This window comes from Mesorhizobium sp. WSM4308, from assembly GCF_002294905.1.
Classification (GTDB): Bacteria; Pseudomonadota; Alphaproteobacteria; order Rhizobiales; family Rhizobiaceae; genus Mesorhizobium.
This window is the reverse complement of the sequence record NZ_NSFW01000005.1, coordinates 17,099-42,622: the sequence shown is the minus strand read 5'-3', so window position 1 is coordinate 42,622 and position 25,524 is coordinate 17,099. Positions and strand designations below refer to the sequence as shown.

At 61.1% G+C, this 25,524-nt stretch carries 30 protein-coding genes and 1 tRNA gene; 7 read left to right on the top strand and 24 right to left on the bottom strand.

The features are described from left to right. Window positions 1–3: 3 nt before the first annotated feature. Both CK227_RS10580 and CK227_RS10575 read right to left on the bottom strand, forming a co-directional pair. Window positions 4–801, bottom strand: coding sequence for an RlmE family RNA methyltransferase (locus CK227_RS10580; protein WP_095770472.1), 798 nt, complete (start codon window positions 799–801; stop codon window positions 4–6). Continuing rightward, window positions 798–2,153, bottom strand: a complete 1,356-nt coding sequence (locus tag CK227_RS10575; protein ID WP_095770901.1) for a Ppx/GppA phosphatase family protein — start codon at window positions 2,151–2,153, stop codon at window positions 798–800. The genes CK227_RS10580 and CK227_RS10575 overlap by 4 nt, the downstream gene beginning before the upstream one ends. Window positions 2,154–2,564: 411 nt before the next feature. Between CK227_RS10575 and CK227_RS10570 the strand changes: the two genes are divergently transcribed. From CK227_RS10570 to CK227_RS10555, 4 genes are all read left to right on the top strand, one after another. Then, window positions 2,565–3,497 carry a lysylphosphatidylglycerol synthase domain-containing protein gene (locus tag CK227_RS10570; RefSeq protein WP_095770473.1) on the top strand — a complete coding sequence of 311 codons (933 nt, stop codon included), beginning with the start codon at window positions 2,565–2,567 and terminating at the stop codon, window positions 3,495–3,497. Window positions 3,498–3,673: 176 nt separating this feature from the next. After that, window positions 3,674–3,747, top strand: a tRNA-Gln gene (locus tag CK227_RS10565). A 111-nt stretch (window positions 3,748–3,858) separates the two neighbouring features. Next, complete coding sequence (locus CK227_RS10560) at window positions 3,859–4,425, top strand: DUF262 domain-containing protein (protein ID WP_179302410.1); 567 nt, start codon at window positions 3,859–3,861, stop codon at window positions 4,423–4,425. A gap of 232 nt (window positions 4,426–4,657) precedes the next feature. Next, window positions 4,658–5,263, top strand: a complete 606-nt coding sequence (locus tag CK227_RS10555) for a helix-turn-helix transcriptional regulator (protein WP_095804185.1) — start codon at window positions 4,658–4,660, stop codon at window positions 5,261–5,263. A 385-nt stretch (window positions 5,264–5,648) separates the two neighbouring features. Here the strand turns inward: CK227_RS10555 and CK227_RS10550 are convergent, their stop codons facing one another. The 7 genes from CK227_RS10550 to CK227_RS10520 are packed head-to-tail and all read right to left on the bottom strand — an operon-like array spanning window position 5,649 to window position 8,118. Further along, window positions 5,649–6,179, bottom strand: coding sequence for a hypothetical protein (locus tag CK227_RS10550; protein WP_095804184.1), 531 nt, complete (start codon window positions 6,177–6,179; stop codon window positions 5,649–5,651). After that, the gene (locus CK227_RS10545) at window positions 6,176–6,505 is read right to left on the bottom strand and encodes a hypothetical protein (RefSeq protein WP_095804183.1); all 330 of its coding nucleotides are present in this window, start codon (window positions 6,503–6,505) and stop codon (window positions 6,176–6,178) included. The genes CK227_RS10550 and CK227_RS10545 overlap by 4 nt, the downstream gene beginning before the upstream one ends. A 33-nt stretch (window positions 6,506–6,538) precedes the next feature. Next, on the bottom strand, window positions 6,539–6,730 hold the full coding sequence (locus tag CK227_RS10540) for a hypothetical protein (RefSeq protein ID WP_095804182.1): 192 nt from the start codon (window positions 6,728–6,730) through the stop codon (window positions 6,539–6,541). Continuing rightward, window positions 6,715–6,936 (bottom strand): hypothetical protein, encoded by a 222-nt coding sequence (locus CK227_RS10535; protein WP_095804181.1) that lies wholly within the window; start codon window positions 6,934–6,936, stop codon window positions 6,715–6,717. The genes CK227_RS10540 and CK227_RS10535 overlap by 16 nt, the downstream gene beginning before the upstream one ends. Beyond that, entirely contained in the window at window positions 6,933–7,130 is a 198-nt protein-coding gene (locus tag CK227_RS10530) for a hypothetical protein (RefSeq protein WP_095804188.1), read from the bottom strand. The genes CK227_RS10535 and CK227_RS10530 overlap by 4 nt, the downstream gene beginning before the upstream one ends. Window positions 7,131–7,132: 2 nt before the next feature. Then, the gene (locus CK227_RS10525; protein WP_095804180.1) at window positions 7,133–7,357 is read right to left on the bottom strand and encodes a hypothetical protein; all 225 of its coding nucleotides are present in this window, start codon (window positions 7,355–7,357) and stop codon (window positions 7,133–7,135) included. Beyond that, window positions 7,357–8,118 (bottom strand): hypothetical protein, encoded by a 762-nt coding sequence (locus tag CK227_RS10520; protein ID WP_095804179.1) that lies wholly within the window; start codon window positions 8,116–8,118, stop codon window positions 7,357–7,359. Before CK227_RS10520 ends, CK227_RS10525 begins: the two co-directional genes overlap by 1 nt. A gap of 15 nt (window positions 8,119–8,133) precedes the next feature. On the opposite strand from CK227_RS10520, the gene CK227_RS10515 reads away from it, so the two are divergent. Both CK227_RS10515 and CK227_RS10510 read left to right on the top strand, forming a co-directional pair. Continuing rightward, window positions 8,134–8,340 (top strand): hypothetical protein, encoded by a 207-nt coding sequence (locus tag CK227_RS10515; protein ID WP_095804178.1) that lies wholly within the window; start codon window positions 8,134–8,136, stop codon window positions 8,338–8,340. A 59-nt stretch (window positions 8,341–8,399) separates the two neighbouring features. After that, window positions 8,400–9,428, top strand: coding sequence for an acyltransferase (locus tag CK227_RS10510; RefSeq protein ID WP_095804177.1), 1,029 nt, complete (start codon window positions 8,400–8,402; stop codon window positions 9,426–9,428). Here the strand turns inward: CK227_RS10510 and CK227_RS10505 are convergent. Genes CK227_RS10505 through CK227_RS10495 form a run of 3 tightly spaced genes read right to left on the bottom strand, consistent with a single transcriptional unit; the run spans window position 9,425 to window position 12,870 of the window. Beyond that, window positions 9,425–11,560, bottom strand: a complete 2,136-nt coding sequence (locus tag CK227_RS10505; protein ID WP_095804176.1) for a right-handed parallel beta-helix repeat-containing protein — start codon at window positions 11,558–11,560, stop codon at window positions 9,425–9,427. The two genes, CK227_RS10510 and CK227_RS10505, sit on opposite strands and share 4 nt — an antisense overlap. Then, entirely contained in the window at window positions 11,557–11,901 is a 345-nt protein-coding gene (locus tag CK227_RS10500) for a hypothetical protein (protein ID WP_095804175.1), read from the bottom strand. The genes CK227_RS10505 and CK227_RS10500 overlap by 4 nt, the downstream gene beginning before the upstream one ends. Window positions 11,902–11,910: 9 nt before the next feature. After that, window positions 11,911–12,870 (bottom strand): hypothetical protein, encoded by a 960-nt coding sequence (locus tag CK227_RS10495; protein WP_095804174.1) that lies wholly within the window; start codon window positions 12,868–12,870, stop codon window positions 11,911–11,913. A gap of 27 nt (window positions 12,871–12,897) precedes the next feature. Between CK227_RS10495 and CK227_RS36680 the strand changes: the two genes are divergently transcribed. Continuing rightward, window positions 12,898–13,038 (top strand): hypothetical protein, encoded by a 141-nt coding sequence (locus CK227_RS36680; RefSeq protein ID WP_179302409.1) that lies wholly within the window; start codon window positions 12,898–12,900, stop codon window positions 13,036–13,038. Here the strand turns inward: CK227_RS36680 and CK227_RS10490 are convergent. The 12 genes from CK227_RS10490 to CK227_RS10435 all read right to left on the bottom strand — a co-directional run bounded on the left by CK227_RS10490 (window position 13,032) and on the right by CK227_RS10435 (window position 25,514). Beyond that, window positions 13,032–15,065, bottom strand: coding sequence for a hypothetical protein (locus CK227_RS10490; RefSeq protein ID WP_095804173.1), 2,034 nt, complete (start codon window positions 15,063–15,065; stop codon window positions 13,032–13,034). The genes CK227_RS36680 and CK227_RS10490 overlap by 7 nt on opposite strands. After that, window positions 15,065–16,981 carry a phage tail tip lysozyme gene (locus CK227_RS10485; RefSeq protein WP_095804172.1) on the bottom strand — a complete coding sequence of 639 codons (1,917 nt, stop codon included), beginning with the start codon at window positions 16,979–16,981 and terminating at the stop codon, window positions 15,065–15,067. The genes CK227_RS10490 and CK227_RS10485 overlap by 1 nt, the downstream gene beginning before the upstream one ends. Beyond that, a complete protein-coding gene (locus CK227_RS10480; RefSeq protein WP_095804171.1) occupies window positions 16,981–17,706 on the bottom strand; it encodes a hypothetical protein in 726 nt (241 codons plus the stop codon). Before CK227_RS10480 ends, CK227_RS10485 begins: the two co-directional genes overlap by 1 nt. Before the next feature lie 12 nt (window positions 17,707–17,718). Then, window positions 17,719–18,411, bottom strand: a complete 693-nt coding sequence (locus tag CK227_RS10475) for a hypothetical protein (protein ID WP_095804170.1) — start codon at window positions 18,409–18,411, stop codon at window positions 17,719–17,721. Continuing rightward, window positions 18,408–18,941: a hypothetical protein gene (locus tag CK227_RS10470; protein ID WP_143750498.1), complete on the bottom strand. Its 534-nt coding sequence runs from the start codon at window positions 18,939–18,941 to the stop codon at window positions 18,408–18,410. The genes CK227_RS10475 and CK227_RS10470 overlap by 4 nt, the downstream gene beginning before the upstream one ends. Beyond that, on the bottom strand, window positions 18,938–20,362 hold the full coding sequence (locus CK227_RS10465; RefSeq protein WP_095804168.1) for a hypothetical protein: 1,425 nt from the start codon (window positions 20,360–20,362) through the stop codon (window positions 18,938–18,940). Before CK227_RS10465 ends, CK227_RS10470 begins: the two co-directional genes overlap by 4 nt. After that, the gene (locus CK227_RS10460) at window positions 20,362–20,697 is read right to left on the bottom strand and encodes a hypothetical protein (RefSeq protein WP_095804167.1); all 336 of its coding nucleotides are present in this window, start codon (window positions 20,695–20,697) and stop codon (window positions 20,362–20,364) included. Before CK227_RS10460 ends, CK227_RS10465 begins: the two co-directional genes overlap by 1 nt. A 17-nt stretch (window positions 20,698–20,714) precedes the next feature. After that, on the bottom strand, window positions 20,715–20,939 hold the full coding sequence (locus CK227_RS10455) for a hypothetical protein (protein ID WP_095804166.1): 225 nt from the start codon (window positions 20,937–20,939) through the stop codon (window positions 20,715–20,717). Between the two features lie 12 nt (window positions 20,940–20,951). After that, window positions 20,952–21,371 (bottom strand): hypothetical protein, encoded by a 420-nt coding sequence (locus CK227_RS10450; RefSeq protein ID WP_095804165.1) that lies wholly within the window; start codon window positions 21,369–21,371, stop codon window positions 20,952–20,954. 60 nt (window positions 21,372–21,431) lie between these two features. After that, window positions 21,432–22,631: a DUF4043 family protein gene (locus CK227_RS10445; RefSeq protein WP_095804164.1), complete on the bottom strand. Its 1,200-nt coding sequence runs from the start codon at window positions 22,629–22,631 to the stop codon at window positions 21,432–21,434. A gap of 30 nt (window positions 22,632–22,661) precedes the next feature. Next, on the bottom strand, window positions 22,662–23,477 hold the full coding sequence (locus tag CK227_RS10440; protein WP_095804163.1) for a hypothetical protein: 816 nt from the start codon (window positions 23,475–23,477) through the stop codon (window positions 22,662–22,664). A gap of 75 nt (window positions 23,478–23,552) precedes the next feature. Then, the gene (locus tag CK227_RS10435) at window positions 23,553–25,514 is read right to left on the bottom strand and encodes a hypothetical protein (protein ID WP_095804162.1); all 1,962 of its coding nucleotides are present in this window, start codon (window positions 25,512–25,514) and stop codon (window positions 23,553–23,555) included. Window positions 25,515–25,524 lie beyond the last annotated feature (10 nt).

The window sequence follows — 25,524 nt, the reverse complement described above, 5'->3', positions numbered from 1 at the left end:
AGCTCAGCGGTCAGCGTCCCCCGGCCCTTCGCTATGGTTCCGGGCGCTCGAGTCCTTCGGAACGTCCACTGGACGTTCCGATCCGCCTGATGGCGGAACGGACTCTCGCCCTTTGAAGTCCTTTGCCAACAGATAAAGCTCGACCGATTCATCGCGCGAGGCCGGCGGCTTGACGTGGTGGACGGAGCGGAAATTCTTCTTGAGCATGGACAGCAGTTCGTTCTCGGCGCCGCCCTGAAAAGTCTTGGCGAGGAAATGGCCGCCCGGCTTCAGGACGGACAGCGCGAAATCGGCCGCCACTTCGCACAGATGCATGGTGCGGATGTGGTCGGTGCGCTTGTGGCCGGTGGTTGGTGCCGCCATGTCGGACAGCACGACATCCGGGTTCCCACCCAACGTCTCGGCGAGCTTGCGCGGCGCATCCGCATCCAGGAAATCCATCAAAAGCACCGGTGCGCCGGGCACGGCATCCATTTCCAGATAGTCGATGCCGACGACATGCGGATTTTCCGCCGTCGATTTGGTGCGCGCGGCCGCGACCTGGCACCAGCCGCCGGGGGCGGCACCGAGGTCGATCACCTTCATGCCGGGCTTCAGCAAATGGTGCTTGTCGTCGATCTCGATCAGCTTGTAGGCCGCGCGCGAGCGATAGCCGTCAGCCTTCGAGCGCTGGACATAGGGATCGTTGATGTGGCGCTGCAGCCAGCGCCGCGACGATTCCTTCAGGCCGCTCTTTTTCTTGATCCGCGTCTTCAGCACGCGAATGCCGGCCGATCCTGGATTTTCCGGTTTCTTGGTCATTGACGGCCACGCCCATCGTTGCGCCAGACGCCGTCATCGGCCATCAGCTCGCTCAATATGCCTTCGCGCAGGCCGCGGTCAGCGACGCGCAGCCGCTCCGAAGGCCAGACGGCGCGGATCGCTTCGAGGATGGCACAGCCGGCCAGCACCAGATCGGCGCGGTCGGCGCCAATGCAAGGGTTGGCGCAGCGCTGCTGGAAATCCCAGCCGACCAGTCGCTCCACCATGCGGTCGACGCTGTCGCGGTCCATCCACAGCCCGTCAACCCGACGACGGTCGTAACGCTCGAGATCGAGGTGGACGCCGGCCAACGTCGTCACCGTGCCGGACGTGCCCAGCAGATGGAAATTCGGGTTGGCCTTGAGGTGGCTCAGCCGGTCGCGGCCGTCGAAGCTCGCCAAACGGCTGGCGACGTCGTCGACCATGGCGTCGAAGATCCCGCGCGTCACGGTACGGCCACCAAAGCGCTCGGCCAGTGAGACGACGCCGACCGGCAGCGACGTCCACGAGACGATATGATTGGCGAGCCGCGGCGAACGGCGGCCAGTGAGATCGATCAGCGCGATCTCCGAAGAGCCGCCGCCGATGTCGAACAGGACGACGCCCTGCGTGTCGCGCTCGACCAGCGAGCCGCAGCCGGAAACCGCCAGCCGCGCCTCGGTCTGGCGGTCGATGATCTCGAGCTTCAGGCCGGCCTCGCGCTCGACGCGTTCGAGGAATTCGACGCCGTTCTCCGCCGAGCGGCAGGCTTCGGTGGCAATCAGCCTGGCCTTCCTGATCTTGCGGCCGCGCAATTTGTCGCCGCAGATCTTCAGCGCCTCGACGGCGCGATCCATCGCCGGCTGGCCGAGGCGGCCATTGGCGGTGAGCCCCTCGCCCAGCCTGACGATGCGTGAGAAGGCGTCGATGACGCGGAACTGGCCATGCCGTGTGGGAACGGCGACCAGCAGCCGGCAATTGTTGGTGCCGAGGTCAAGGGCCGCGAAGACCGGCAGCTCATGCACCGGCGGCCGGCGCGTGCCCTGTTCGGGGCGTGGCGCGGGAGCGGTGGGGGAGACTGCCGGCGCCGTCGGCAGCTTCGCTTCCAAAGCCGGAACAGCCTGGCCTGGCACCGGCGCTCGATTGCCCTGCGTTTCGTCGCGCGCAAAAACCTTGCGCCCGCGCCTTCGCTTGCGCCGCTTCTTGGGCTTGCCCTTCTGGTGATGGGTCGCGTCACCCGCCTGCCCACCGGCGGAGCGCGGTTCCGTCGGGCGGCGTTTCTGCCAACCGGCTGTCCCCGAGCCCGATGGCCCTGGGGAAGCGCTGGACGCGCCCACCTCCGACGCGCCTGCGCCGGTGTCGCGGTCTTCCACTGTCGTTCCTTCCGGCGCCGCGCGAACCGGTGAAGGACGCAGCAGGCGCTTTGGCATGTTTCAAGTTGCCGCCAGACTAACAGTGCCGTGGCCGATCACCAAGAGCCGCATGCCGAATTTTGCCGGCTGGGCGCGGACGGCCTTTTTAAGCTACCGCGTAATGTACCGGCAAGGCTGGACTGGTAGCGCGGATGCCGGCGAGGACAATGCTGGTCGAAGCCGATGCGTTATCCCCGCCGTTTGCGCCGCCTCGGTGCGAGCAGATCTTGCCGGCGGCCAGCGCGACGAGTGTTCGCGGTTGAATAGCCGGCTTCGATGAGGCATTTCTGAAATGAATGGAAGTCACCGGGCAGCCGGCCTCCCACCATCGAGCGAAAAGGACGCGGGCACGCAGCGCATGGCAGTCAGGCAATGAACTGGAAACGCTATTTCTGGCCGGTCGTCGGCATCGCCGCGGTGATCTTCTCGCTGCTGCTGCTCTGGCATGAACTGCGCGGTATTTCGCTCGACGATGTCTGGGATGGGCTCGCCGCCATCCCAACCCGCGGCTGGGTGCTGGCGGCGCTGAGTTCCGTCATCGCCTATGCCGCGCTCGCCGGCTACGACCACATCGCACTGCTGCATATCGGCAAGCGTGTGTCGTGGCTGTTCGTGACCCTTTGCTCCTTCACCACCTATGCGCTGTCGCACAATATCGGCGGATCGGTGTTTTCGGGCGCTGTCATCCGCTACCGCGCCTATGGCACCAGGGGGCTGACCGGTCAGGATGTCGGCGTGCTGGTGGCGATCTGCTGGATCACCTTCGTGCTGTCGACGATTCTCGCCTCCGGCCTCGTGCTGGTGTTCGAGCCTCAGATCATCGATCGCTTCTCTGGCATCGCCCATCATGGCCTGTCGGAAGCGGCGGGCATCGCGATGCTGCTCCTCGTCGCCGCCTACATCTTCGGCAGCTGGCTGCATTTGCGCCCGTTGAAGATCGCCAGATTCCAACTGCACTATCCGGCACTGCCGATCGTCGCCAGGCAATTGCTGATCGGCCCGATCGAACTGATTGCCGCCGCGGCGATCATCTTCTTCGCCCTGCCCGAGGCGCACAATCCCGGCTATTTCGTCGTGCTCGGCGTCTTCCTCGTCTCCTTCTCGGTCGCCCAGATCTCGCACGCACCGGGCGGCCTTGGCGTGTTCGAGGTGGTGTTCCTCACCGGGCTTTCCGACATGGAGCCGGTCGGCGTGCTGGCGGCGCTGCTGGTGTTCCGGCTGTTTTACCTGATCATCCCGCTGATTCTGGGCCTGGGCGTGGTGCTGTTCTTCGAGCGTTCGCAGTTCAGTCGGACGGAGAGCTGAGGCGCGGATTGGATTTTGTGCCCGCCCCCGCGCACCTGAACCCCGGCGTATGAAACCCAGCTGTCAAAACGTAGCGATTGAACCGCAGAGCAGGCTTGACTATTTTCCGCTGGTGGCTACAAGGCAGCGCTCAAGCGGCTCAGCCGTTCGGCCCGCGCGGTTCATACCGCGCCTGCTGGGGAATAGGTTAACGGTAGACCCACGGACTCTGACTCCGTTAGTCCTGGTTCGAATCCAGGTTCCCCAGCCAAGCCATCCCATTGATTTTCCTGCATTATGTCACCTGAGAAATCTCGGAAATACGAGAACAATCAGTGGACATCGGACGCACGAAAACCGGCACAGCCGATAGGAGATGACAATGGAAAAGCATTTCGTGCAGTTTTTGTCACCGGGGACATTCGTCTCTGAGATGACCGCAAGCCGCAAGATGCCTGAACGTATAAACCTCGGCCGGCATTTCGCCTCAGTGATGGCATCGCCAATGATGCAGTTACGAGAATGGAAGGAAAACCCTAGAGGTGTAAATCCGCTCGGGCTGCGCACTGTCATGGGCTACTGCTTGCCAACATGGCAGCGCGGTCTGGTGTGGTCCGATGCGCAGAAGATCTCCTTCATCGAAAGCGCTTGGCGCGGCATCAGCCTTGGGACATACACCTACAACCAGGCGGATATGGGTTCTCCCTTCGATAATCTGCTGATCGACGGTCAGCAGCGGCTCTATGCGATCCAGTGCTATTTGAACGACGACTTCCCTGTCTTCGGCTGGCACTGGTCGGAAGTCACTGTCGTTGACCGTCGTGTATGGGAGATGACGGTACATTTCAACAGCTATGTCACGAACACAGAGGATGAGAGCTATCTACGCGGATACTACAACCTGATGAATTTCGGCGGCGTAGCGCACAAGGAATCTGAGCGAGCATGAGCCGCTTTCCCGGAGACGTTTCCCTGATCCTGTTGATAGTGGCTGTAGGCCTGCCTATCGGGGTGGTTTATCAGGTGCTGGTTTGGCTGGGAGCTTTTTGACGAATTTCATAGCGTTTTCAATGGAATAAGATATACTTCGGCAAAGGAGAAGGCAATGGGCATCACCTTCGGCGATCACCTCATTGACAGCGGATATTGTGACATCACGCCTGAACAGGAGCGTGAGAAAGATGGCCGATGCACTTGCTACTACCCCGGTGATTGTGACGGCTCATGCACCCATCCTCCCCGTCGCTGCGAAACGCAACTCGTCGGCGGTATGGGTGAATGCCTCAATTGCCATGCCGATCAAGGCGAGCATTGCCGCCTACCCGCCGGTCCTAAAGGGGGAAACTATGAGGCTAGGTGAACTTATCGGCATAGCCCGCGAGATCAAGGGCTGGACCCTGCGCGATCTGGAAAAGGCCAGCGGCGTTTCGAACGCGCTTATTTCGCAGATTGAAACCGGGAAGGTCCGCGATCCTGGCTTCACTACGGTTGTTCGCCTGATGGACGCGCTCAGGCTCAGCCTTGACCGCGCCGCGCAAGCAGAGCGTGAGAAACTAAAGGTTCTGCGGAAGGCTGGCGTCTGGAAGCCCGAAGTGCCAGAAGCCGCGATATGCGAGCACTGCAATGGGACATGCGGTCATCACGGCATTATGGGTGGCCCTGACAGCCCCGCATGTGGCCACTGCGGCGGAACTGGGCGCGCGGCTGGAGCCATCCAGTTCGGCGCTACCGCATCTTCCATCTCGGAAACGTCTCAATCCGCGCCTTCACCGAATCCTGTTCCATAGCCGCCTTCATGGCTTCTGCTTCATCTCTATCTCTTGTAGCCAGGACAGTCTTCCATACCTTCTCTTTGGTATCGTAGGCTGAGACGATGTAGGTGGTTGGCATCCGGGGATATTTGGGCGCGGCGGGGAGGAAGGCAATGACTGAGCCGGGGAGCGTGAGGAAGCTTGGCAACCTCAGAGGCCGGCCCCGGCTATGCAATATTAAGGACCGCGCTACCCGTGCGAGGGTCTACGTCGCACCGCAGACAGACCGAAGTCACTCGCGCTAAGTCCCAGCATTCTTATACCAAATTCCATCGAATCCGGCAACCTCCCAAACGACAAAAGGCCCCGCCAGCCGAAGCCAGCAGGGCCATAGGTAGAGCGGATAAGCGCTCGGGAGGAACTACGGGTCTGGCGTCAATGGCGCGACGGAGGCGGGCGCCGCTGTAATCATGAAGCGGATCGGTGGCGCGTCGACGATGATCGGATAGGCCAGCTTCTGCATGATGTTGCAGGTGTAGGTGAAGCGCGCATCGTACTTTGCCGGTCCAATGGATGCCGCCAGGGGGACGGTCACGGATCGATGGTAACTCTCTCGTCCCTCCGGCGGATATCCTTCGATCAGCGCCTGTTTGCCGACTGTGTAGGTGGACGGCACATGGATGTTCCCATCAGCATCGGTTATGAACCGGTCAACCGTAGCGGGGCATAAACGGTTCTGTACAACCATGTATTGGACGTCGAGGACTCCTCCCTGCGGAACCTTTGGCGTCAGGGCTACGGCCATTTCGAAGGCAGTCGGCGGCTCTCTGTCCAGCACCGAGGAAACAGCACTGGCCAGCCCCACACCGGCCAGAGCGGCCATGATGAAGACCGTTGCCGCCGGCACGTCGACCTTGCGCCAGAAGCCATCCCAGGACCGGCGCAGCATCATTGCTTTCCTCCGGAAGAGCCGAAGTAGGCGAGCACCTGATTGATCGCGACCAGCGTCCCCGCCACGATCAGCAGGAGTTTGGTCGACGTTCTGGCGATCCAGCTTACCTTCGTCCACAGCTCGACGACCTGAAAGCCGGCTTCGAACTTCTCCCGCTCGAGTGCCAGGAACAGGTCCAGGCGGTCCCGCTTGTACTTTGGCAGATGTCCTGCCCAGATGAGCGCCGTTCGTTCTTCGGTAGTCAGCCTGTCCAGCCATCCGACTGTCTCCTCATCAAGATCGAGAAGTCTTCGAGGGAGTTTTCTCTCACTGCCATTCTCAATCATGCCCCGGGAGCCCTTTTCGCAATGCACTGCTGCTTACGGACGCCAACCACACAGGGTGGCGCCCTTTTCATCGTGAGCCAGGATCGCCGCGACCGAAGCATCGGAGAGCGTTGCGACTTCGGCCTTCGTGGGACGAATGGGATGCTCGACGGCGCAGAAGCTGCCACCAGTCGTGGTGCAGCCGGCAGCGACAAGCAAGAGTGCCAGCGTCAGGACTTTGACCATCTATCCAGCCTCGCGCGATTGTCATCTGGCAGTCTGCTTGCCACTGCGTCATCGATCTTCTGGCTCTGGCTGCGTGCGGCAGCGTCGGCCTCATCATGCTTCGCCTGGTTCTTGGCCGCGCCTGCCGAGTAGGCTTTCCAGAGCGCAGCAAGAGCGGCGGCGCCTGCCAGCAGATAGGGCCAGAACTGGAGGAGCAGCGCGGTCACAACGCGCCACCCAGCCCGAGCAAGGGCAACGCCTTCAACAGGATGATGAGCAACGCCACCAGCAACACCAGAACCTTGGCGATCTGTTTGAACGGGCCATCGATCGGCAGCATGTCGATGATGTACGTGACCAACCAAGCGATGATGCCGACGACAATGACGGCTATGAGCAATGCGATAAGGCCGTTGATCATTTTCACTTCTCCTCTGCTGGCGGTGGCGGCGCGACCATGCCGGCCGGGCCATCACGAACCGCGTTGATGATGAGTTTCAGCAGCGCCAGGCCGCCGGTGATTTTCAGCGCCACGCTGTCCCCGACGCCGAACAGCGTCCAGTCGAATCCGGCAAGCGCGCCACCAGCCACAAGGGTGATCAGGATATTGATTGCGTTGTGAACTGAGTTGGTATTGAGCCATTTCATCAGAAGATGCTCCAGAAGGCGTTGACGATGTGGTGCCAAAATCCGGCAATAGCCGCACCGATCAGGATGACGATGCCAGCTGCGGCTGGTTTCTTGCTGGCGGGAGGAGGCAAAGGCTGCGGCTCCCGTTGTGCTGGCTGCGGGGCCACAGGAGCGGCGGCAGGCGCTTCCGGCTCCGGTGGGACCGGAGCAGGCTGAACGGGTGCTGGTGTGGCTTCCTGCGGCGCGGCGATGCCATAACCATCGGCGATCAACAGCGTATCGTACTGCTTGGCATAGCCGGCGATCAGATCTGCCTTGTCCGTGCCATTGATGACGCGCCTCGCGTTGGCGAAATCCGATTTGGCCGAGTTGATATAGTCGGACAGCTTCTTGCCGGTGAACCACCCTTCGACCATGCCGAGGACGATGATCTGCGCGGCGTTCGCTGAGAGCAGCGCCAAGTCGGGTTGCCGGAGCAGGTCAATGGCAAGCTCTTTCCCTGCTCTGGCGTAATTTGCGCGGCCCGTCAGCTGGACGTAGCCCCTGCCCCGGAACAGATAGCCGTCGCCCTTGACAGAATTGCCAAGCGCCTTCCCGATCTTGGTTCCCGGCTTGTATTTGTTGAAGTATGCCTTTGCCCCGCGCTCATAGATCGGCTTCACGGTATGGGCCGTCTCGTGATATGCCGTGGCCAGCACATAGGCCGCTTGGCTGCGTTGCAAGCCATCCGCTTTGCACGCGTCTATGATAAGCCGGGTGTCGCCCGTCTTCAGGTCCATTAGGGTATCCCTTCTATGAAAAAAGGTGACTGGTTCAGCCTGCCAAAGCCGTGGCTGGAATTGCGCGAAGCCTACCGGGCTGAGGTGGTCGAGAAAGCCGGCGAGATCCACACCTTTGACGGCGGTGTGCTCAAGCGGTCAGATGGCGTTTGGGAAGTGCTGAAGCCTGGCTCAGCTAACGATGCTGATGTAGTGTTGAACGTATTGAGGAAGCCCAATTAGCACACGCGCAGGTTTACTTGCGGGTTGCTGGATACCTCGTCTTCAGGTAGAGACCGACCATGCTGAAAGCGGTCGGAACAGAGACCCCAACCAAAACAATCCAGAGATACGTGGCGCTCGACGGTCTTCGAGGGCTGGCGGCTTATACGGTGGTCGTTTCCCACTACATCGGGTCGGCGTCGCCTGTCGCCTATCCAGGCCAATCGATCTTGGGGGCGCTGCATCTCGCGGGCCAAGTCGGCGTGATGCTGTTCTTTGTGATATCCGGCTTCCTCATGGGCGAGCTGTACATGCATTCGCCCTTCACGTTGGAGAACATCCGCTCCTTCTACGTCAAGCGCATCGCCCGCGTTGTGCCGCTCTACTACGTCGTGGTTCTGGTGAGCTTTGCGCTTCCCCTCGTAGCCAACACCCGTAGCGTCTGGCCGTTCTATTACATCGGCAACGTGTGGAGCTACCTGCTGTTCTGGCGCGGCGCCAACGTGCTCTGGACAATCCCCGCCGAGGTCCAATTCTACGCGCTGTTCCCGGCCATATGGTGGGCATTCAGCAAGATCGGTAACACGACCATTCTGCTGCTGCTCGTTGTTGCCGCCTTGAACCAGGCGTTCTGGCTAGAGACACCGGTCCTGCTCCAATCGTTCCTGCCGTACTTCGCGGCTGGCCTTGTACTGTCCATGATCACGGTGCCTTACGCACGCCTGATAGAGTTTTTGGTCATCCCAGCATTTATCGGGCTGGTCGTTGCGCTGCCTGAGGTGAGCGTGGCCCTAGGCTTTAAGCCAACAGGGATGTGGGGGTCATCGGCATATATGCTGCTGGTCCCGACAACGGTCCTACTTGTGATCAACTCGCGGTGGGCCACACGTATACTGGGCAGTCGACTGGCCATCTTCCTTGGCACGATTAGCTACTCCGTATACTTGCTGCACATGCCGGTGCACTTCGTCCTGCGGGAACTGCCTATCTACAAGACAGCCCCGCTGTTACTCATGGCCGTGGCGCTGGTCGTCACCACTGCCGTGTCATGGCTCTCCTTCATGTTCATCGAAAAGCCTGCGCGGCGGTGGATATATAGCTATGCCTAGGCACCGATCGGATACTTCCCGCTTATGATCATGGTGCACGCCGAAGCGTCAACCGGGATGTCACTGGCCGCGCCGCCTGTGGTGGCCTGACGTAGAATGATCGACGCGTTACCGCTACCGATGACAGCCTGCGGAACGCCGGTAAACGTCAGGTCGGTGCAGTAGAAGGCACACGCACTTCCCGCTGGTACAGAGGATGGGGTGTACATGCTAGGCCATGAGACGCGCATTGAGCCCGTCCCTGTGTGTGCCGTCCACGTAAGCTGTAGACTGAACTCCACATGGTCGCCGCAGCGCTTATGCCAACCAGACTGAACCGTGTAGGTGCCCGCGCCAGCAGTTGCGGTGCCGGTAGCAACCGGTACAATAGCGGTGCGCTTGCTGTCGTAAACGTAGTTTAGCCCGGACACGTCGATCACTTCCGAGGTCGTACCATCGTCGCATTTGTTGTTTGCGACGGTGACGTTCCTGACGTTTGCACTTAGACTTACACCTATGCCGCCATCTTCGAACACGTTATTGGTGATGGTTGACGCACGCACCGAATAGTTCCCGGCCGGGTACGTGACAGCCTGCATGTTGACGCCAGTACCATTCGTCCCAGCCACCGACGTAGCATTGCCGGAGATGGTGGTCGAGGAACTGTCAACCAGATGGATAGCGATCTGATCCGTACCAGATATGAAGAACAGGTTGCTGGTGATCTGACTCCAGAAAACCTTGGTCAGCCACACACCCCTCGTAGTGACGTTTACATGACACCCGGTCATGCACAGCTGAGCCTCGCCACCGCTTGTAGTGCCGTCCCAGACCACGCCGTAGGTGCCTTGCACAAAGTCACAATCCGTGACGTGGACGCCTTCAACATATGATCCCGCATTGACGGCAGTGCCAAAGAAGTAGGCCTCGCACCCTCGGATATGGTAGGGGGAGGCATCCTTGCCGACTGACGCGATGAGATCGATGAACGTCCCTAGCGTTGGCGTAGAGAGGGCACCATACCAGTAGGTCTTTTCAATCGTGGCCGACGAGACTGAGGTTAGCTCAATGCCCTTGGCCCATGCCGTCACCGATTTGTTGGAGCGGAATACGCATTCGCTAGCCAGAAAGAACGGGGCTGGGCGACCCCCAAGGTTCTGCCCGTTGACGGCAAGCGCCTTGCCAACGGCTCCGGTGGTGGCCCCTTGAATGAAGGACAGGCCCTTTACGGTTACCGCGTTACCAGGCCCCGAGGCATCCCCCATGAACCACCACGGGCTGGACACCATCGTGATAGTGATGCCATCGGTGTTGTTCCACCGCAGATTGGTTTTGCCGTAGCCGTCACCCGTGATGTGGAGCGCATCCGAGTTGCCGGTCATGGTGATCGAGACGGCATTCAGGTTGTAGTCGCCGGAGGGGATATGCACGGCACCGGTATATGTGCGGGCGAAATTAAAAGCAGCAGTCAAGGCCGTGGTGTTGGCTGTGGCCGTTGCGGCCGGATCAAGCCCGAACCATGTAGCAAAGACCTTGCCGTCGTTCTTTCGAACCCAAGCGCCACTGGCGCCAGTGGTATCGCTCGCAGGCGCTACATAGACACCCTGAGCGGTGTCGGCGGTAACCAGAGTCGAAAGATTGCTGGACGAGAACAGGAACGTTCCGTTGCGGCCGCCTTCATTGTAAATGATCGCAACTGTGTCATTGACAACGCTGAGCGCGGCGAGCGCGGTGCGGTTCGCGACGTAAACCGGAGCATCAAGGGCGTCACGGATGGCCGCATTGCTCGCGAGCGTTAGTATATTTCTACCGGCGGCGGTTGTCGTCAGGGCTGCAATGGCTGTCAGATCGGAGTCGAGAGGCTGAAGGCCAGTAGCGGAGACAACCGGGCTTGCCGGGTTGGTGTTGTCGACGGAGATATTGGCGCCGGCAACGACAGCCTGGAGGAGTCCCGGAGCACCCAGCGCACCTTGTGGAAGTCCGAAATTGAGCACGGCGGCACTTGGCGTGCCGACGTTGCTGACGGTGGCAAGACTTCCGGCCGGCAGCGTGGTTACGGTGCCTATGGCAATCGTCGAATCCAACGGGATGGCGCGCGGCAGCACCCGCAAGCTGAAGGCCGGATTTTTCTGGACACGAACGGAAAAGGTCATTGCCAGGTGAACCCCGTTTCCCGAACGACCAGCTCAGCCAAAAACAGGCTGGTCACTTTCCCGCCAAGCGTCATGCGGCTGGCGACTTTGTAGGTTGCCCCGGATGGCAAACCGGCCATCTGAGCGGCTGTGAACCGCCATGTGAACTGCCCTGATGCGGGCTTGGTGATCGAACCATCCGCACTCGATGCGCCCAGCACGACCTTCTGGCAGGCGTCCTGCACCTGAAGCTCGATGAGTGCCGTATCGATGTCAGTCAGCGGGCCGTTTGTGGTGTCATCGGTGACTTGGGCGGTTTCTGCCCAATCTTCGCCTGAGGTGATAACAAATCCTTTGGACATATATCGGCCTCAGAGCTTGATGAAGAACTGGACTTGGGCGAAGGGCGGCATGTTGTTGTGCGCCGTTCCCGAGCCGCTTGCGTCGGTAGTGAAGGCGTGGGTATGGGCGCCGGCTGTCTGGGTGACCGTGCCGCCATCGGTGCGGTTGCCGTTACCCCACACAGCCAAGCTCGCCGCGCCGCCGAAAGCGGTCTGGCCATTGAGGTTGTGGGCGTGGGCGCCATCGCTGTTCGTCGTGCCGGTATGCGTGTGAGACGCCAGTTCTGCAGTTAGCAGGGCGTGTCTGTTTTCGCCGCCGGAGCCACCAAGGGCGTTGGAATTTCCGCCTGTCGTGTCGCCGTTTATGACGCGTCCGGCTGATGCCGCGCCCATGCCGTCAAGACCAAACAGCGCGCGGCCGCGAAGGTCAGGCAAACTTATCGCCTTTGATGCCGCATAGTCGCCAACGGCAGTAGCACCACGACCGCCAGAGACGGTCAGTGTTGCGTCTTCGGTCCACAGGAACTGGAATAGCGCGCTGGTGTCAGCGTTGGCTCGCTCTGTCGCTCCAGAGGTCGCATTGCCGATCGTTCGCCCGTTGCATCGCACGAAGCCCGTAGGCGTGCTCGCGCGCCATGCAGACTTGAGGTCTCCAGTATTGAGCAGAAATTCCGCCGCCGTGCCACCGCTGGGCGGGGCGGGCACTACCGTCGTAGGCGCCTGGATATTGTCCACATCCCAGATTGTCGAGCCGCCGGCATCCTGGATGCGAAGATGGTAGATCGTCAGATCGGGGAGGAAAATCGGCGGAAACATCCCGCCGGAGTTCGCTGGGACCGGGAAGGGATTCGGGATCGACAGCTCGGCATCAGTGTACGTCACGATCGGCGTCAGCGTGCCGGCGCTGTAGAAATAGGCTTTTGCACCGCTGTAGGGGTCGCCGTCTGCATCAAGCCACGGCACCAGGCTCCGTTCCCAGAGAATGGACATCTTCAAAACCTCGGTGTTGGGTGCTATATGCTGGGGATGGACAAGGACGAATTGCTGACCTTCGTCAGCTATCTGATCGCCACCGCCATCATCATCCCGATCGGTTGGTGGCTAAAAGCTCATGAAGCGTTTGGTTTCGGCGCGTGGGTGATGAGTTGGCTTCAGTGATTGACCGCTATCGCAGTCCCGCGAACTGGCGCCGCCAATAGTCCGCTCAGATCTTCAAGCGCTTTCATGTAGGTTGGGCTCGCCGCCGCCTGTTTGATGGCGCTTTGCAGAATCTTTGGATCATCCGAGGCAAGCATCTTGGCGACTTGCTGCATCACGCGCTGATCGATCTGTTTTGACCCGTAGCGTGCGCCAGCAGCGAGGGCGGCGCCGGCAGTCGCACTTTTCCAGTCCTGCCCGCCGAACGCATAGCCGGCCCCCGCCCCGATGCCCATCTCAGCCAACTGGCGCGCGGTGGTCGAATTGCCCAGAGCGCCGCGCAACCTATCGGCCAAGTCCTCAACTCGCACATAGGCTTCGATCTGGCGAGCCCTCTGCGGCCCAAGAGCAAGATCGATCTGCGCGCGCGCTGCGGGCGATTTGAACACCTGCGAAATGACATTGGATCGATCGTCAATGGCGCCGATCTTATCAATGAGCTCCGACGCGAAGCCAGTGCCAAAGGCTGCTTTCTCTGCCGGTGCGAATTTATCAAAGGCCGCCTTTGCCTCTGGAATGGAACGCGGCGTGTTGACGAACTTGCGGCCGGCGTCGAGCGCATCCTCCGCGCCGAAATACGAAGCCGCACCCTGTCGAGCAGCCTTGTAGGCGGGGACCGCTGCATCGAGGCTTGAAACCAGTTTCCCTTTGAGCGCGGTCAGGTCTGCGGTCAGCGTATTGTCACCAGCGCGGCTGGCCTTACCGATTTCGCTGTCCAGGTTGCGCTTTACCTGATCCCAAAATTGGAGTGTTGGCGCCACCAACTTGCCGTCCGCCGTCTGCTTCAGCTTGAAAGTGCCGTCGGGCGCTTGGTGGAATGGGTTTTCCACAGCTTTGAAGCCGTCGACAGCGCCACGGTTAGCGCTTCGACCGACCGCCATGCGCGCCGCGCGCTGAACTGCCGGCGACTGCATCAATTCCTGCAAATCAGGGCTGAACATTTGCTGTGCGGCCGGGCTGGCGAAAGCCTTGTTATAGGCAGGCTTGTTCACAAGTCTGGCCGTGTCACGAATAGCCTGTTGATAGCCTAGATCATCCACGGCCCCACCGGTAACCTGTCGGATGAAATCCGCAGCACGCTGGCCTTGGCCGGCAAAACGGTCATTCGCCGCCTTGTCGATAGTGGCGCGGGCCTCTGGCGATTGGTTCGCCACAGATCGAGCGAGAGCTCGTGTCGTTTCGCCGCCGCGATCAGCATTGAGCAGAGGCACGCCCGCCTGTTGTGCTACAGCCTCATCGGCTGCGCTAACCAGATTGCCGGGGTTGGCGGCTTGATCCCTGGCCATAGCCATTCCAACACGCCGCTCGGCTTCGCCGACAGGCGAGATGATCCCGTTGACAAGCGGCGCAATCCGGTTCCCGACTGCACTCAAACCGGCTTGAACCGCCGCACCGGCCGCCGGGATGGCTGCACCGGTTCCCGCGCCGATCGCCATGCTGTTCAGAACGTCCTTCCCGTCACCGCCGCGCGCAACCGTATCGGCTCCTGAAATAGCCGCATTGGACGCTCCCGACGCCAGAATGCGCCCCAACAGACTATTCCCGGTCACGCCAAGCGCCTCAGCACCGCCGGCAGTCGCCCCGAGAGCGCCTGTGCTGGCGATGGCGCCACCAAGCTTTCCCGAAATGGCGGATGCTGGATATTGCTCGTCACGTTGCGCGCGCCTCGCCTCGATATCGGCGCGCATCTGTGCCGGGTCTTGGCCGGTTGCCAGGCCAATGACCTCGGTGCCGAGATAGTCGGAGCCCTTCTTGATCGCCGGGCCAACGATCGGGATGCCCGAAATTGCGTTGTCAAGCCATGTGTTAAGCGCGCCGCCATAGGTCTGCTGTGGCTGCTGTGGCTCAGGTCCAGCCGGCGACTGGATGGGCGCCTTGTCCTGCTGAGGAGGCTGCTGCATACCCTTCAGCGCACCGATAGCGCTTTCCTGATCCGGTGCCTCGACCTCGAAGCGGCCTTGCGGCGTATCGAACTGGAAACGGGCCATTACTGGACCTTCCTCACGCGAATACCGTTGCCAAGGTCCTGCCAGCCGTCCCCGGCAGGCTGCGTGGTCCCAGAGCCTTGAGGTTGCCCTCCATATGTCTGCTCATATGCGCTTTGCAGCCTCTGTTTGGCACCCTGCACATAGTCGGTGATCTTGCCAAGCTCGCGCTTGAGATCATCCTCCGACTGCGCCTGGTCGAGAGAGGCCAACGCGTTTTGCAGCATCTCGTTTTCGCGATCGGAGATGGCACCCAAGGCGCCACCAGTCTTGGATGCATCGCGCATGGCCTGAAGAACCGTGAACCCGATCTGGGTTTTCATGGTGTTCAGTCGGGCTTGGACGCTTGCAGCCTGGCCGCCGGGGCGGTTCGGGATGAGTCCTCTCCAACCCGTGATGCTGCCAAGCGACGGGTCCGCCGCGATGTCTTGCGCGGCGTTGCCCAGCCGGTCAAGGCTGCTGAGAGTGGAACCGAGTGTAGCCTGAGCAGCAACGCGTGTCGGGTTGGCGTTCGCCTCACCTTCGATCTTGCCCTGTGCTGCCGCAGCGGCTTTGCCTGCATTGTCGATCGGCACGGTGTTGATGACCTGGCCGTTTCGATCGCGCATGCCGTACTGCGTCCCGAGGTCAAGATTCGACATTCCGGGAGGCGAGAGCTTTACGCCTTTCGGCGTCGGGGCGAGTTCCAAACCGCCCGCGCTGGACGGTTGCATGGCCACCCAATTGCCGGCGTCATCCTGGCCCCAGACGACGTTATTGCCGAACTTGCCTTTGCCCGCCCCTGTGCCTTCGGGCGGCGAGATCCACTGTTTCGTGTTCGGGTCGTAGATCGAGCCGCCTCCGGCATTGATGAGCTTGGACTGCGGGTCACGCAGAGCTTTCAGCTTCTCGACCGCGATCTGATAGGCGATCTGCTTTTCGGGGTCATTCTGGTCAAGCTTGAGCCCCTGAGCCGCCTGAACAAGCTGGATGGCCAGCGGGCGGGTGCCAGGCGACTTGAACAGTTCGGCCATGACTTCACGCGGGGGAAGGATGGATGCGGCCTGTTGCGGCTGCGGAGCGGCCATAGGGGCTTGCTGAGGCGCATTGCCCATCGGTGCCGACTGGCCCACCGCAAGGCTCTCAAGCGCCTGCTGTGAAGGTGCAGGACCACCGGAGCCGCCGAACTGAGGCGCATAGGCTTGAGCATCGGCAATGCGCTGGCCAGCCTCGCCGCCGGTCTGGTCGTAGCCGGCGAATTTCCATGCCTGGTTCATGATCTGCTGCGCTTCGGCCGGCGACTGGGCAGCGTTCAGCTTCTGGATCAGCGAAGGATCTTCCGCCAGAAGAAATTTGCCCTGTATCTCAGGGCTGGGCTTGTTTGGGTCATCGCCATTCTGCTGAGCGAACTGCTGAAGCTTTGCCAGCCGATCGCCGCGCCACGACATGATGCCGCCGGACGTTCCGGCCTGTCCTGACTGGCTGGGATCGGACCATGTGCCGAAAGCACGCTCGGGAGCAAACCCGCTTTCGTTCTTGCCCGTGGCGGCAACCGCTGCGAGAGCGTAGGGATTGTTCAGACCACCGTCTTTCACCGTCTTCAGGAAACGGCCGGCTATGGCTGTTGGTGACGTGCCTTGGCCCTGTGCTGCGAAAGCACCCTCAACCCGCGCGCTTGCCGGGTCCAATGGCGCTGCCAGAGGCTGGCGCTGGACGGCTCCAACAGGTGCGGATGGCCCGAACTGTGCCGGCTGCGGAGAAACGCCCTGTGGCGCTCCCTGCTGCTGGCCATAGAGGCTGGACAGATACTGCCCGAAGGCGGATTGCGCGTTCTTTTCGTTCTTGTAGTCGACGCCCGACTGATAGCCGCGCTGCGTCGCCTGCATGACCGCTTCCGGGTCATAGAAGTTCGGGATCGAGGGATAGCTGATCGCCGCCATCAGAGGTACCCACCAAATGCGCCAGAACCGCTCTTGGCGCCGAATAGACTGCCAAGGGCTTGCCCAAAGCCGCCAAGTCCACCCAACTGCTGCTGAGTGCCGGCGGCCTTTTGATTGTTCGCGCCCATCAGGCCGTTGGTCGCATTGCCGTAAAGATCGACCTTCTGCTGGGCTGCGTTGGTCGCGCTGCTCGCCAGATCGCTCAGCGCTCCCGCCTGCCCTGTCGTGGCGCCGGTATAAATGCCTGCCTGCTGGCCACCAAAGCCGCTCAGGTTCTGCAGCCATTGCTGATAGGAGTTGTTGGCCAGACCTTGCGAGAACGTGAGGGTATCAAGCCCGGTTTGACCGCTGTTCAACTGCCCGCGCGCTGCCGCCGACCGGTTCAAGGCATCAAGGCCCTGCTGCTGCTGAAACTGATAGCCCGGATCGACCTGGAATGCGCTCTGAGCGCGCTGTGCGCCGGCATCCCCGTTGACCCCAAGCGCATCGCCATAGAGGTTCAGGCCGGAGAGACCGCCGCTTTCATTCGCCAGATTCTTCCACAGGTCGCCAACCTGTCCCAGATATCCCGTGGCCTGCTGTTGACCGGTGTCTATCGCAGCCGTGCCCTGGTTGAGATATTGGTTGATCTGGTCCCGGTTGGCCTGTGCCGCCTTCTTGGTGGCGCTGCCACCGAATAGACTGCCCACGCCGCCCAGAAGGCCGCCAAGGAGTGATCCGAACATGGGGAGGTTTCCTTATCGGAAAGATGCGACGAGGTTCGCGTGATTGGGCGCACCAACCACCGCACCGGTCAGCGTTGAATTGAATGCCCTAGGTGTTTCCGCCACCGCAGTCAGGAAGAAGCCACCCGATATCAGGTTGGAACTCGGACCATATGCTGACATGAAGTCCTGGGAACTGCCGGTCAGGGTCACGGTGAGCGGCGCCCATCCGGCATTCATGGCAAAGAACACCACGCCGCCGGCCTGAGTGTTACAGGATGCGTTAAGGGACTGGGTGGAGGATGACCCGCCGTTCGACTGCGAGGCAAAAGCCGTGTTCGATATGAGGTCAGTGACCCGGTACGTGTGTATCCGAGGATAGGCCACGTCCGAATAGTTGAGGACAAATGTTGCTGTGGTGCCGACAGCGAGCGGCGCACTGATCAATGCAAAGCCGGCATTTGTGCCTATGGAGGCAAAAACCTTCTGAACGTGAATGACCGCCGCGACACCCCCGATCGTAGCCGAAAGCAGCGTTGCGGTAGCTGCGGTGTTCGACCAGAACAACCAGGCGAAGACGTGCCGCCCGACGATAGCCGTCCCGATCGGGCAACCGGGGACAGTTCGCGTGGTTCCCACCCCGCCAGCCGTATCGTCGGTGAAGCCCTGATATGCGCAGCCAACCGGCGATGATCCCGCGAACCGATACGGATCAACGATCATCATGGAGGCGGACGCCGGCCGATAAGCGCGACTTTCAGACCCTTGGCCGTGCCGTCGCCGATCTGGTCGATGTCGACGGTGAATTCGTCATCATCCGTCCAGGTTGTATTGGAGATGACGGCGGGCGTTGCCGCGCTTTGCGATGTCTTCTCCGTGTTGTCGATCGTCAGCTTCGTCGATAGGATCGACGTGCCATTCTTGTTGATGTCGACCGTGAAGATGGAACCCGAGGCCTGAGCGGTTGCAAGCGAAGCCCGCACCGCCAGTCCGGTGACTGTCCATGGCAGGCGAAACGTGACCTTGCCCGTTCCCGTCGTAAGCCCGATCAATTCATCCGACGCTGCGGCTTCGAAATACTCGTTCCAAAGCTCGTCAGGCAGCGGCGTATCGGGGATGTTGACAATCGACACCGTTGCCCGGGCGACGATATCGAGCGCCCGCATATACAGGTAGAATTCCGGAGAAGGCCGCCCGTCAGCGAGTATCCACTTTCCATTGGCGTCCAGCAGGGGTGGAGGGCTGTCGATCGTCATGCCGCGCGCGCCTCGCCGAACATCGAGCCGCCTAGGAACACAGCCTCAACCGGATCGGCTATCTTCAGTTTCCATTGCCGGCCGATATCGCCTGTCAGACCCGTTCTGTTCACCTCGCAGCGCACATTTTGCTGGCCCTGAGTGCCGAGATCGCGAAGGAGGGCATTGCCGAACCTGACACCACCGTCATTGGACCACGAGATCGAGACTTTCGGTGTCGTCTGCGTCGGCGAAATGCCGCGGTCGATGCCAACGCCTCGCACGAAGTCGAAAGCGGCCTTGTCCACAGATGTCCTGGCCGGGAAATTGTGCATCTGGGTCGACCAGAGTTCCCAGACCAGTTGATTGCCGGCCTCAAGCTGAGAACGCTCGTTCATCCGGTAGACGTTGGCCGAAGCATCGTCGAACACCAGCCATTCGGAGAAGGCGTTGATACCGCCCTCCATCCGCCAGTTGTCGCGTCCAAGGGTCTGCCGCTCGTGCCACTCCCCGGTGGATAGGTCATAGACCCAGGTCCAGTCATTGCACTTCAGCACCCAGAAGGAATGACCGGCGCAGATATGGACGCTGGCGCGAAGCGTGGTGCGATCGGTGACTTCTGCCACAAGCCGGTCCAGATGAGGCGTTGAAACGCGCGTGACGCCGTATCCGTCAAGCCTGTAGGTCACTCCATCGTTGGAAACGAAGAGGACAGGGCCGGGAAAGCCTGGCTCGTGCCCAGCGACCGCATATGGTCCCCACAAGCCATAGGGAATGACCGGGCCGCGCGTGAATGGGTAGCCGGTCGCATTGCCGGCGTTGGACCAGAATTCGGTTGAGGTGTCGCCCATCAGCGCCTGATCGCGGCGGATCGGGATGCCGCGCACCAGCCCATCAACCTGCGATTCCGCCGTGACGAAGCTGTTTGAATTGACGTTGGTGTCGTTCAGGTCAGAGGCGTAGGACTGCCCAGAGGCCGTGGTGTGGAAGAAATACCCGTCCTGAAAGGACAGGGAGTTGGTGGACGGCAGATCGGGGTCGGAAAACGCGACGATCGAACTGCCCGAAACCTGATAGATGCCGCCAGATGTCCAGATCAGGATCTGATGCGTTGGCGAGCGCATGTTGTGTTCCATGAACACGCGACCGGAGCCGCCAAGCGTTCCGCCAAGCGTCGTCACGGTATAGAGCCCGCCCGATTTGGTGACGGTGTAGACCTTCGACCCGTTGGCGATGTACAGGACTGTTCCGTCCAGCAGCGCGCCACGATAACCAGCCGTGCCGGCTGTAAACGCGAAGTCGCAACCCGGCGCCCGACGATACAGAACCTGGCTACGCCCGCCCTGCGGTGTCTTCTCGGCATAGCAGTTGATGAGCCGGCCACCATTCTCGGTCGGATTGACCGATGGCGCGGTGGAGGTCGGGAAAATGATCTGCGCCATCAGAAATAGTCGACCTGAAGCGGCTGGCCTGACAGCTTTTGCGTGTTGAGTTCGCGCAGACGCGCCTCAGCAAAAGCGACCTGGTTGGGATCAGGATCGCGCCCGAAATCCTGAGCGCTCGACTGTGCCAAACAGGTGGCGAGGTACAGAAACGCCTCGTCTTCGATCTCATCAGGATTGCCAAACGGGTAGATACCGCGCGAACTGAGGTCGCTCAGCACCGGCTCAAGATCATCGTCCACGACCTTGTAGTCTTCGGCTGAAGGTGATTGCCCTGCGGCAAGAACCTTCAGCTTCTGAAGGGCACGGTTGACGAGTTGTTCGCGGCTTTTCATGCTGAGCGACCTCGGTCTTACATCGCACGCTTGTCGGACTTGTCGGCGTCAGCCTCGGCTTCCACCTTGTCCTTCTTCCCGCCAACCTCGAAATGCTGGTTGGTGCGAAGCTTGGCGATCAGTTCGGCATGCTCTTCGCTGTCGAGCGGCATCGCCTGGCCATCGAAGAAGCGCACACCGCACATCTCGACAAACGGGCTGTCGCCTTCAGGCGCTCGATAGGTGGCGTTGATCCTGCTCATGGCGGTTCTCCTTCAGAGCATGAAGCCGTTGAGATACAGGTCGAGCGTGCCCGCAGCCGCAGTCGCCGAACCGGTCGTCACGGTGACGAGAATTTCGGTCTCTGCGGTGTTGACGAAGAGCAGCCCGGTCGAAGCGAGCGTCTGTGTGGATGTGCCGGCCTGTCCGATTGCTGACGAAGAGAGATAACGGACGGACGAGCCTGCATCGCCGACGCTGAGCGCGACGGTTGGAGTGCCGTTGGTGTCAACGTCGGACGATACGGCAATGATGCCGGTGACGACGAAGCCAGCCGGCACCTTGAACGCCGAGACGACGTTGGCGGTGACGAGATCGGCCGCGAGCAAATTCACGCGGCGGCCGAAGGTCTTGTTGGTACGGGCAAAGCCCTGCCCGCCCGTCTGGGGCTGGCCATAATCCTGGCGAGTAGCCATGGTGGTTGTCCTTCGATTGTCAGGAGAGGGAGAGCCGGGCCGAAACCCGGCTCAGATGGATCAAGCGTTCGCGACGCCGGAGACGAAGCCGGTGACCATGCCCCAGTCCACAAGGGAACCGAGGGTGGCGCCGGACACCGAGAGCGGAGCCTTGGCGATCTTGGCAACGCCGTACTGCGCTTCGATGCCGAGACCGGTGATGAAGTCGTAGTCACCGTCCTCGAGCTGCGTCGGACGCGGCATCTGGCCCGTGGCGTAGGCAAGAGCGCCCTGCCCGCAGAGGAAGAACGGCTCGACATCGATCGACGAGGCGCCGACGCCCTTCAGGAGCAGGCGCTGGGTGATCTCCGGGATTTCCTTGTAGATGATCCCGTCATACACCAGCGAGCCGCCAGTAAAGATCGGGTTCGTCTTCGTGGGATCGCCGTTTTCACGATTTCGGGCATCGCGGTTGGCCTGGTACATCACCGGATCGGCCTTCAGGTCGCGGAAGGCGCGGGAGCCGAGGAAGCACACGTACCATTCCTGATCCGAATCCTCGATCATGTAAGGATTGATCTTCGGCCGGCCGTTGTAGACGCCCGGGTTGTTCGGATCGACACCGGTCTGCTTGGCCGCATCCTTGGCCAGGCTTCCCACAGCCGCCGTCATCTTGTCGTTGGTGGAATCGACGTTGGCGACAGCGGTTGCGAAGGTGGTCGAGTAGTTCGACATCTGCGAACCGAAGACCACGCGGTCATAGTTCGCCGTCACCCACGAGTTCTTGTTGGCAGCGGTGGCGGCCGAGAACTTGATGCCGTTGACGCGGTTGCCCGGGGTGGAGAAACGCCCGGCCTGAACTGCCGAGGTCGGCAGCGACAGGAGCGCATCCACGAGGTCGTCGCGCACGATGCGTTTGGACCAGCCGCGAAGCAGGGAACGCGCCGTCGAACGGATGTTGAACGACGATTCCTTGTTGACGGCCCGGTTGTTGGCCACGGCGTTACGTGCCCAGTCTGCCCAGACCGGCATACCGTAGCTGTCGATCTGCTCTTCGTTGCCGCGCATGGTGCCGGCGCCGACGCCATCGCCAGCAAGCTGGGTGACGAGCGGGACGCGGATTTCCTTGCCGTCGGCTTCCAGATCGCCCATGCGGACGACAATGGAGGTCGAGTCATCGCCCATATAGGGGTCGAAGCGCGAGGAACGCAGGAAGTCGTAGGCCACATCCTTGCGGAATTTGACCAGTTCGTTGTTGGGATGGTTCGCGGTGAGAGCCATGGAGGCTAACTCCTATTTCGCGACCGGGCTTCAGCCTCGGCGGCGCTTGGTGATTGAGGCGAACAACTCGGAATCCGATGCCTCATCCTGACCTTCAGGAAGGGCTACGGCGCCGACTTTGCTCAGTGAGGGAATTGAAGCGACAGGGGGACGGGTGATCGTGTTGCCGGTTGCCGTGGCTGTTCCGCGTGCGGCCTCAAGGGCGCGCTTCAGGAACTCTGGGTCCTTCAGCGATTCCTCAAGAATGCGGCTCTTGTAGGCGGCCGGATCTGGTCCGACTTCCTGCATTGCCATGCGCTGCTTGTTCCACCGCACCATCTCGCCATACGGGTCCAGGTCCTTGCCACGCGCGGCGCGCATGCGGGCCTGTTGATCCGGCGGGAGTTGGCGCAATGCCTCTTCGACGGCATCCTCAGCGGCCTTGACGACTTCCGCCCCATGCTGGGCAATGGCCGTCTGCTTCGAGAAATGCTCACGCATCTCCTGAACCTGCTGCTGGAACTGCTCCTGCATGGGCGTCAGAGAGTTTTGCACGAACGCGTTCGGGTCTTCCCAGAAGTCGGGGGCCTTGGGCTGTTCGGCTGGCTTCTTCTGCTCCTGCATGGCAGCGAGGCGTCCGCGCAATTCGTCAAGCTCGCGCTCGGCTTTGCGGCGTGCCTCTGCCTCTTCCCTGAGCCGTGCCGGCGGGATTGCCGGTTCTGGCGCCGGGTTCGGCTCTGTCGTCGTGGCAGGCTCTTTCGCGACCGGTGCGGGCTCGACAACCACGGGGGCTGCTTCCCTTCCGGTCACATCGGCGAACAAGGCGGTATCGTCGACGCTTTCGGCGCCGTTTGGCAGATCACTCATTTTCTGTCTCCCGGACTGTCGCGTCCGATGGCGTGGCTCTCACTGTCGCGGAGGGCGTTGCGGCGCCTGATGGGCTCAGGCCGGCCTTGCACCGTTTCGTGGTGCGGACGAACTCTTGGCCTTGGCGGCGATCTGCGCCGTCTGCAAGGACTGTTGTGCTTGGAATTCCGCCATGTCGCGCTGATGCGCCTGGTCGGATAGATGCAACGAGGTTTCCAGCGCGTGTTCGATCTGCTGGCTGTCCAGATCGGTCTTGGCGCCGATGCGGGCAACCTCGATAGAGGTCAGCGCGGAAAGCTGCGCCTTGTGCCATTCCAGCATGTTCTTGGCGGTATCGTCGGGCTGGCCCTGAGGTGCACCTTCCGACTGCGCCTTGGCCATATTCAGCATGGCGCGCGACTGCAATTCCTTGTTCGCCGCATCCTTGTTCTGCAATTCGAGCTGCTTGGCGGCTTCCGTCGCCGGGTCCTGCTGCTGCATCATGCTCAGCATCTTCTTCTTCACCTCGCCGGGAAGATTGGATGCCTCGATAATGACGGCCGGGGGGACCGGAACCTTGTTCTGCGCCAGTGAGCCAAGCGTGTCGAACACGTCGCCCATCACGGTTTCCGTATCCGGGCCTTCATCAATGACGATATCGACATCGATCGATCCGAGAGCATTGACCAGGGCCGGTTGGCCGAACTGGTCCAACTCAACGCCGTTCACCTTCATGAACTGCGCCAAGCCTTCATCGTCAGTGATGCGCAGAAAGCGCTCGCCTGTCCAATGCCGCTTGGCCGTCCACCAGATCGCCTCATATTGCGCGAGCTTCCACATGCGGAAGTTCTTCAGGAACGGGCCAAGCTCTGCCAATCCTGCCTGCTGAGCCATCGTGTAGGCACGGCCGGATGCCGATTTCCCGAGATCCCCGAGCAAAGCCGGGTTTGGCCCGAACTGGTCAATCTCGTTCTTGGCGTCCTGATAATATTCGGTCTGCTGCAAGAATTCTTGGGCCGGCTGGATGACCTCGAAATCTTCCGCGTTGCCGGTGTATTCCAGCACGCCATCGGGACGAGCCGCTTCCTTGCGGGTCTTCTCTACGTCCTCCAATGCCCCCTTGCGCACCTTGATCTGGCGCGTGTTCATGATGTGCAGGGCTTTGGAGCGATGCTGGTTCATCGCGTCCTGTGGCCCTTTCAGGCGGCGAACAAAGCCATACCTGTCCCCATCATGATCAATGAGGTTGGAGAAGGCGAGGAACTTGCACAGCGACTTGCCGCGATCGTTGGTGAACGGCGATTCCCCGCCATCTTCACCGCCGGCAATCTCCGTTGTCCCGATATGCAGGCACCAGCGCCACTTGCCGCCCTCGATATACCAGTGATCGACCAGGCGAACGCGCTGCTTCTCGTCGATCCAGAGCATTTCCCGGTCAGTATCGAAGGCGGTCGTATAGGTGCCATCATCCGACTGCCCGACCTTCTCGGAAGCGCCGGGAACCATCTCCTCAAGCTCGTCCAGTCCTACCCATTTGTAGGTGCCCATGAAGCGAGCATCGGAAAAGTCGTTCTTGATCGAACGCGGATCATAGAAAAACGAGCGTGGATCGACATATTCCAGCTTGAAGTCAGGGTCTCCGTGATCGCCCTGCTGAAAGGTGAGCTCGGAAACACCGATGCCATGCACTGCACCATCGCGGGCGCATTCGGCCTCGATATCCTCGAACCGAGATTGATCGCAGACCGTGCGGACAACCTGCGTTGCCACGTCGGCGCTGTTCTCGTGCTGCTGCGTCTTCGGAAATGCCTTCGGGTCGGTCCTGAGCTTGCGCACCACGCCCACGAGGCCGTCAATGCGCCTGCTGGTGCGATCGAAGGTGATCGGCGGCTGCTTGCGGTCCTTCAGCGTCTTCAACTGCGCTGCCGTCCACTGGGCAGCATGATAGTAACGCCACGCCTGGCGCTGTTCGTCGATCTCGTTTGCCTTTGCGGTGGCATACGATTCGAACTCGCGGCGCCGGCGGTTCAAGCCGGTCGTGGTTTCACGTACAGCCATGCGGGTTTCC

Bases quoted from the DNA above. Each gene is read 5' to 3' on its own strand.
- CK227_RS10520 (WP_095804179.1), bottom strand. From the start codon at position 8,118: ATGGACCTGAAGACGGGCGACACCCGGCTTATCATAGACGCGTGCAAA.
- CK227_RS10435 (WP_095804162.1), bottom strand. From the start codon at position 25,514: ATGGCTGTACGTGAAACCACGACCGGCTTGAACCGCCGGCGCCGCGAG.
- CK227_RS10510 (WP_095804177.1), top strand. From the start codon at position 8,400: ATGCTGAAAGCGGTCGGAACAGAGACCCCAACCAAAACAATCCAGAGA.
- CK227_RS10445 (WP_095804164.1), bottom strand. From the start codon at position 22,631: ATGGCTCTCACCGCGAACCATCCCAACAACGAACTGGTCAAATTCCGC.
- CK227_RS10495 (WP_095804174.1), bottom strand. From the start codon at position 12,870: ATGTCCATTCTCTGGGAACGGAGCCTGGTGCCGTGGCTTGATGCAGAC.
- CK227_RS10470 (WP_143750498.1), bottom strand. From the start codon at position 18,941: ATGACGATCGACAGCCCTCCACCCCTGCTGGACGCCAATGGAAAGTGG.
- CK227_RS10555 (WP_095804185.1), top strand. From the start codon at position 4,658: ATGGCCGATGCACTTGCTACTACCCCGGTGATTGTGACGGCTCATGCA.
- CK227_RS10440 (WP_095804163.1), bottom strand. From the start codon at position 23,477: ATGAGTGATCTGCCAAACGGCGCCGAAAGCGTCGACGATACCGCCTTG.
- CK227_RS10460 (WP_095804167.1), bottom strand. From the start codon at position 20,697: ATGAAAAGCCGCGAACAACTCGTCAACCGTGCCCTTCAGAAGCTGAAG.
- CK227_RS10505 (WP_095804176.1), bottom strand. From the start codon at position 11,560: ATGACCTTTTCCGTTCGTGTCCAGAAAAATCCGGCCTTCAGCTTGCGG.
- CK227_RS10545 (WP_095804183.1), bottom strand. From the start codon at position 6,505: ATGATTGAGAATGGCAGTGAGAGAAAACTCCCTCGAAGACTTCTCGAT.
- CK227_RS10455 (WP_095804166.1), bottom strand. From the start codon at position 20,939: ATGAGCAGGATCAACGCCACCTATCGAGCGCCTGAAGGCGACAGCCCG.
- CK227_RS10485 (WP_095804172.1), bottom strand. From the start codon at position 16,981: ATGGCGGCGATCAGCTATCCCTCGATCCCGAACTTCTATGACCCGGAA.
- CK227_RS10560 (WP_179302410.1), top strand. From the start codon at position 3,859: ATGGAAAAGCATTTCGTGCAGTTTTTGTCACCGGGGACATTCGTCTCT.
- CK227_RS10500 (WP_095804175.1), bottom strand. From the start codon at position 11,901: ATGTCCAAAGGATTTGTTATCACCTCAGGCGAAGATTGGGCAGAAACC.
- CK227_RS10515 (WP_095804178.1), top strand. From the start codon at position 8,134: ATGAAAAAAGGTGACTGGTTCAGCCTGCCAAAGCCGTGGCTGGAATTG.
- CK227_RS10580 (WP_095770472.1), bottom strand. From the start codon at position 801: ATGACCAAGAAACCGGAAAATCCAGGATCGGCCGGCATTCGCGTGCTG.
- CK227_RS36680 (WP_179302409.1), top strand. From the start codon at position 12,898: ATGCTGGGGATGGACAAGGACGAATTGCTGACCTTCGTCAGCTATCTG.
- CK227_RS10525 (WP_095804180.1), bottom strand. From the start codon at position 7,357: ATGAAATGGCTCAATACCAACTCAGTTCACAACGCAATCAATATCCTG.
- CK227_RS10465 (WP_095804168.1), bottom strand. From the start codon at position 20,362: ATGGCGCAGATCATTTTCCCGACCTCCACCGCGCCATCGGTCAATCCG.
- CK227_RS10550 (WP_095804184.1), bottom strand. From the start codon at position 6,179: ATGATGCTGCGCCGGTCCTGGGATGGCTTCTGGCGCAAGGTCGACGTG.
- CK227_RS10530 (WP_095804188.1), bottom strand. From the start codon at position 7,130: ATGATCAACGGCCTTATCGCATTGCTCATAGCCGTCATTGTCGTCGGC.
- CK227_RS10490 (WP_095804173.1), bottom strand. From the start codon at position 15,065: ATGGCCCGTTTCCAGTTCGATACGCCGCAAGGCCGCTTCGAGGTCGAG.
- CK227_RS10570 (WP_095770473.1), top strand. From the start codon at position 2,565: ATGAACTGGAAACGCTATTTCTGGCCGGTCGTCGGCATCGCCGCGGTG.
- CK227_RS10480 (WP_095804171.1), bottom strand. From the start codon at position 17,706: ATGTTCGGATCACTCCTTGGCGGCCTTCTGGGCGGCGTGGGCAGTCTA.
- CK227_RS10450 (WP_095804165.1), bottom strand. From the start codon at position 21,371: ATGGCTACTCGCCAGGATTATGGCCAGCCCCAGACGGGCGGGCAGGGC.
- CK227_RS10475 (WP_095804170.1), bottom strand. From the start codon at position 18,411: ATGATGATCGTTGATCCGTATCGGTTCGCGGGATCATCGCCGGTTGGC.
- CK227_RS10540 (WP_095804182.1), bottom strand. From the start codon at position 6,730: ATGGTCAAAGTCCTGACGCTGGCACTCTTGCTTGTCGCTGCCGGCTGC.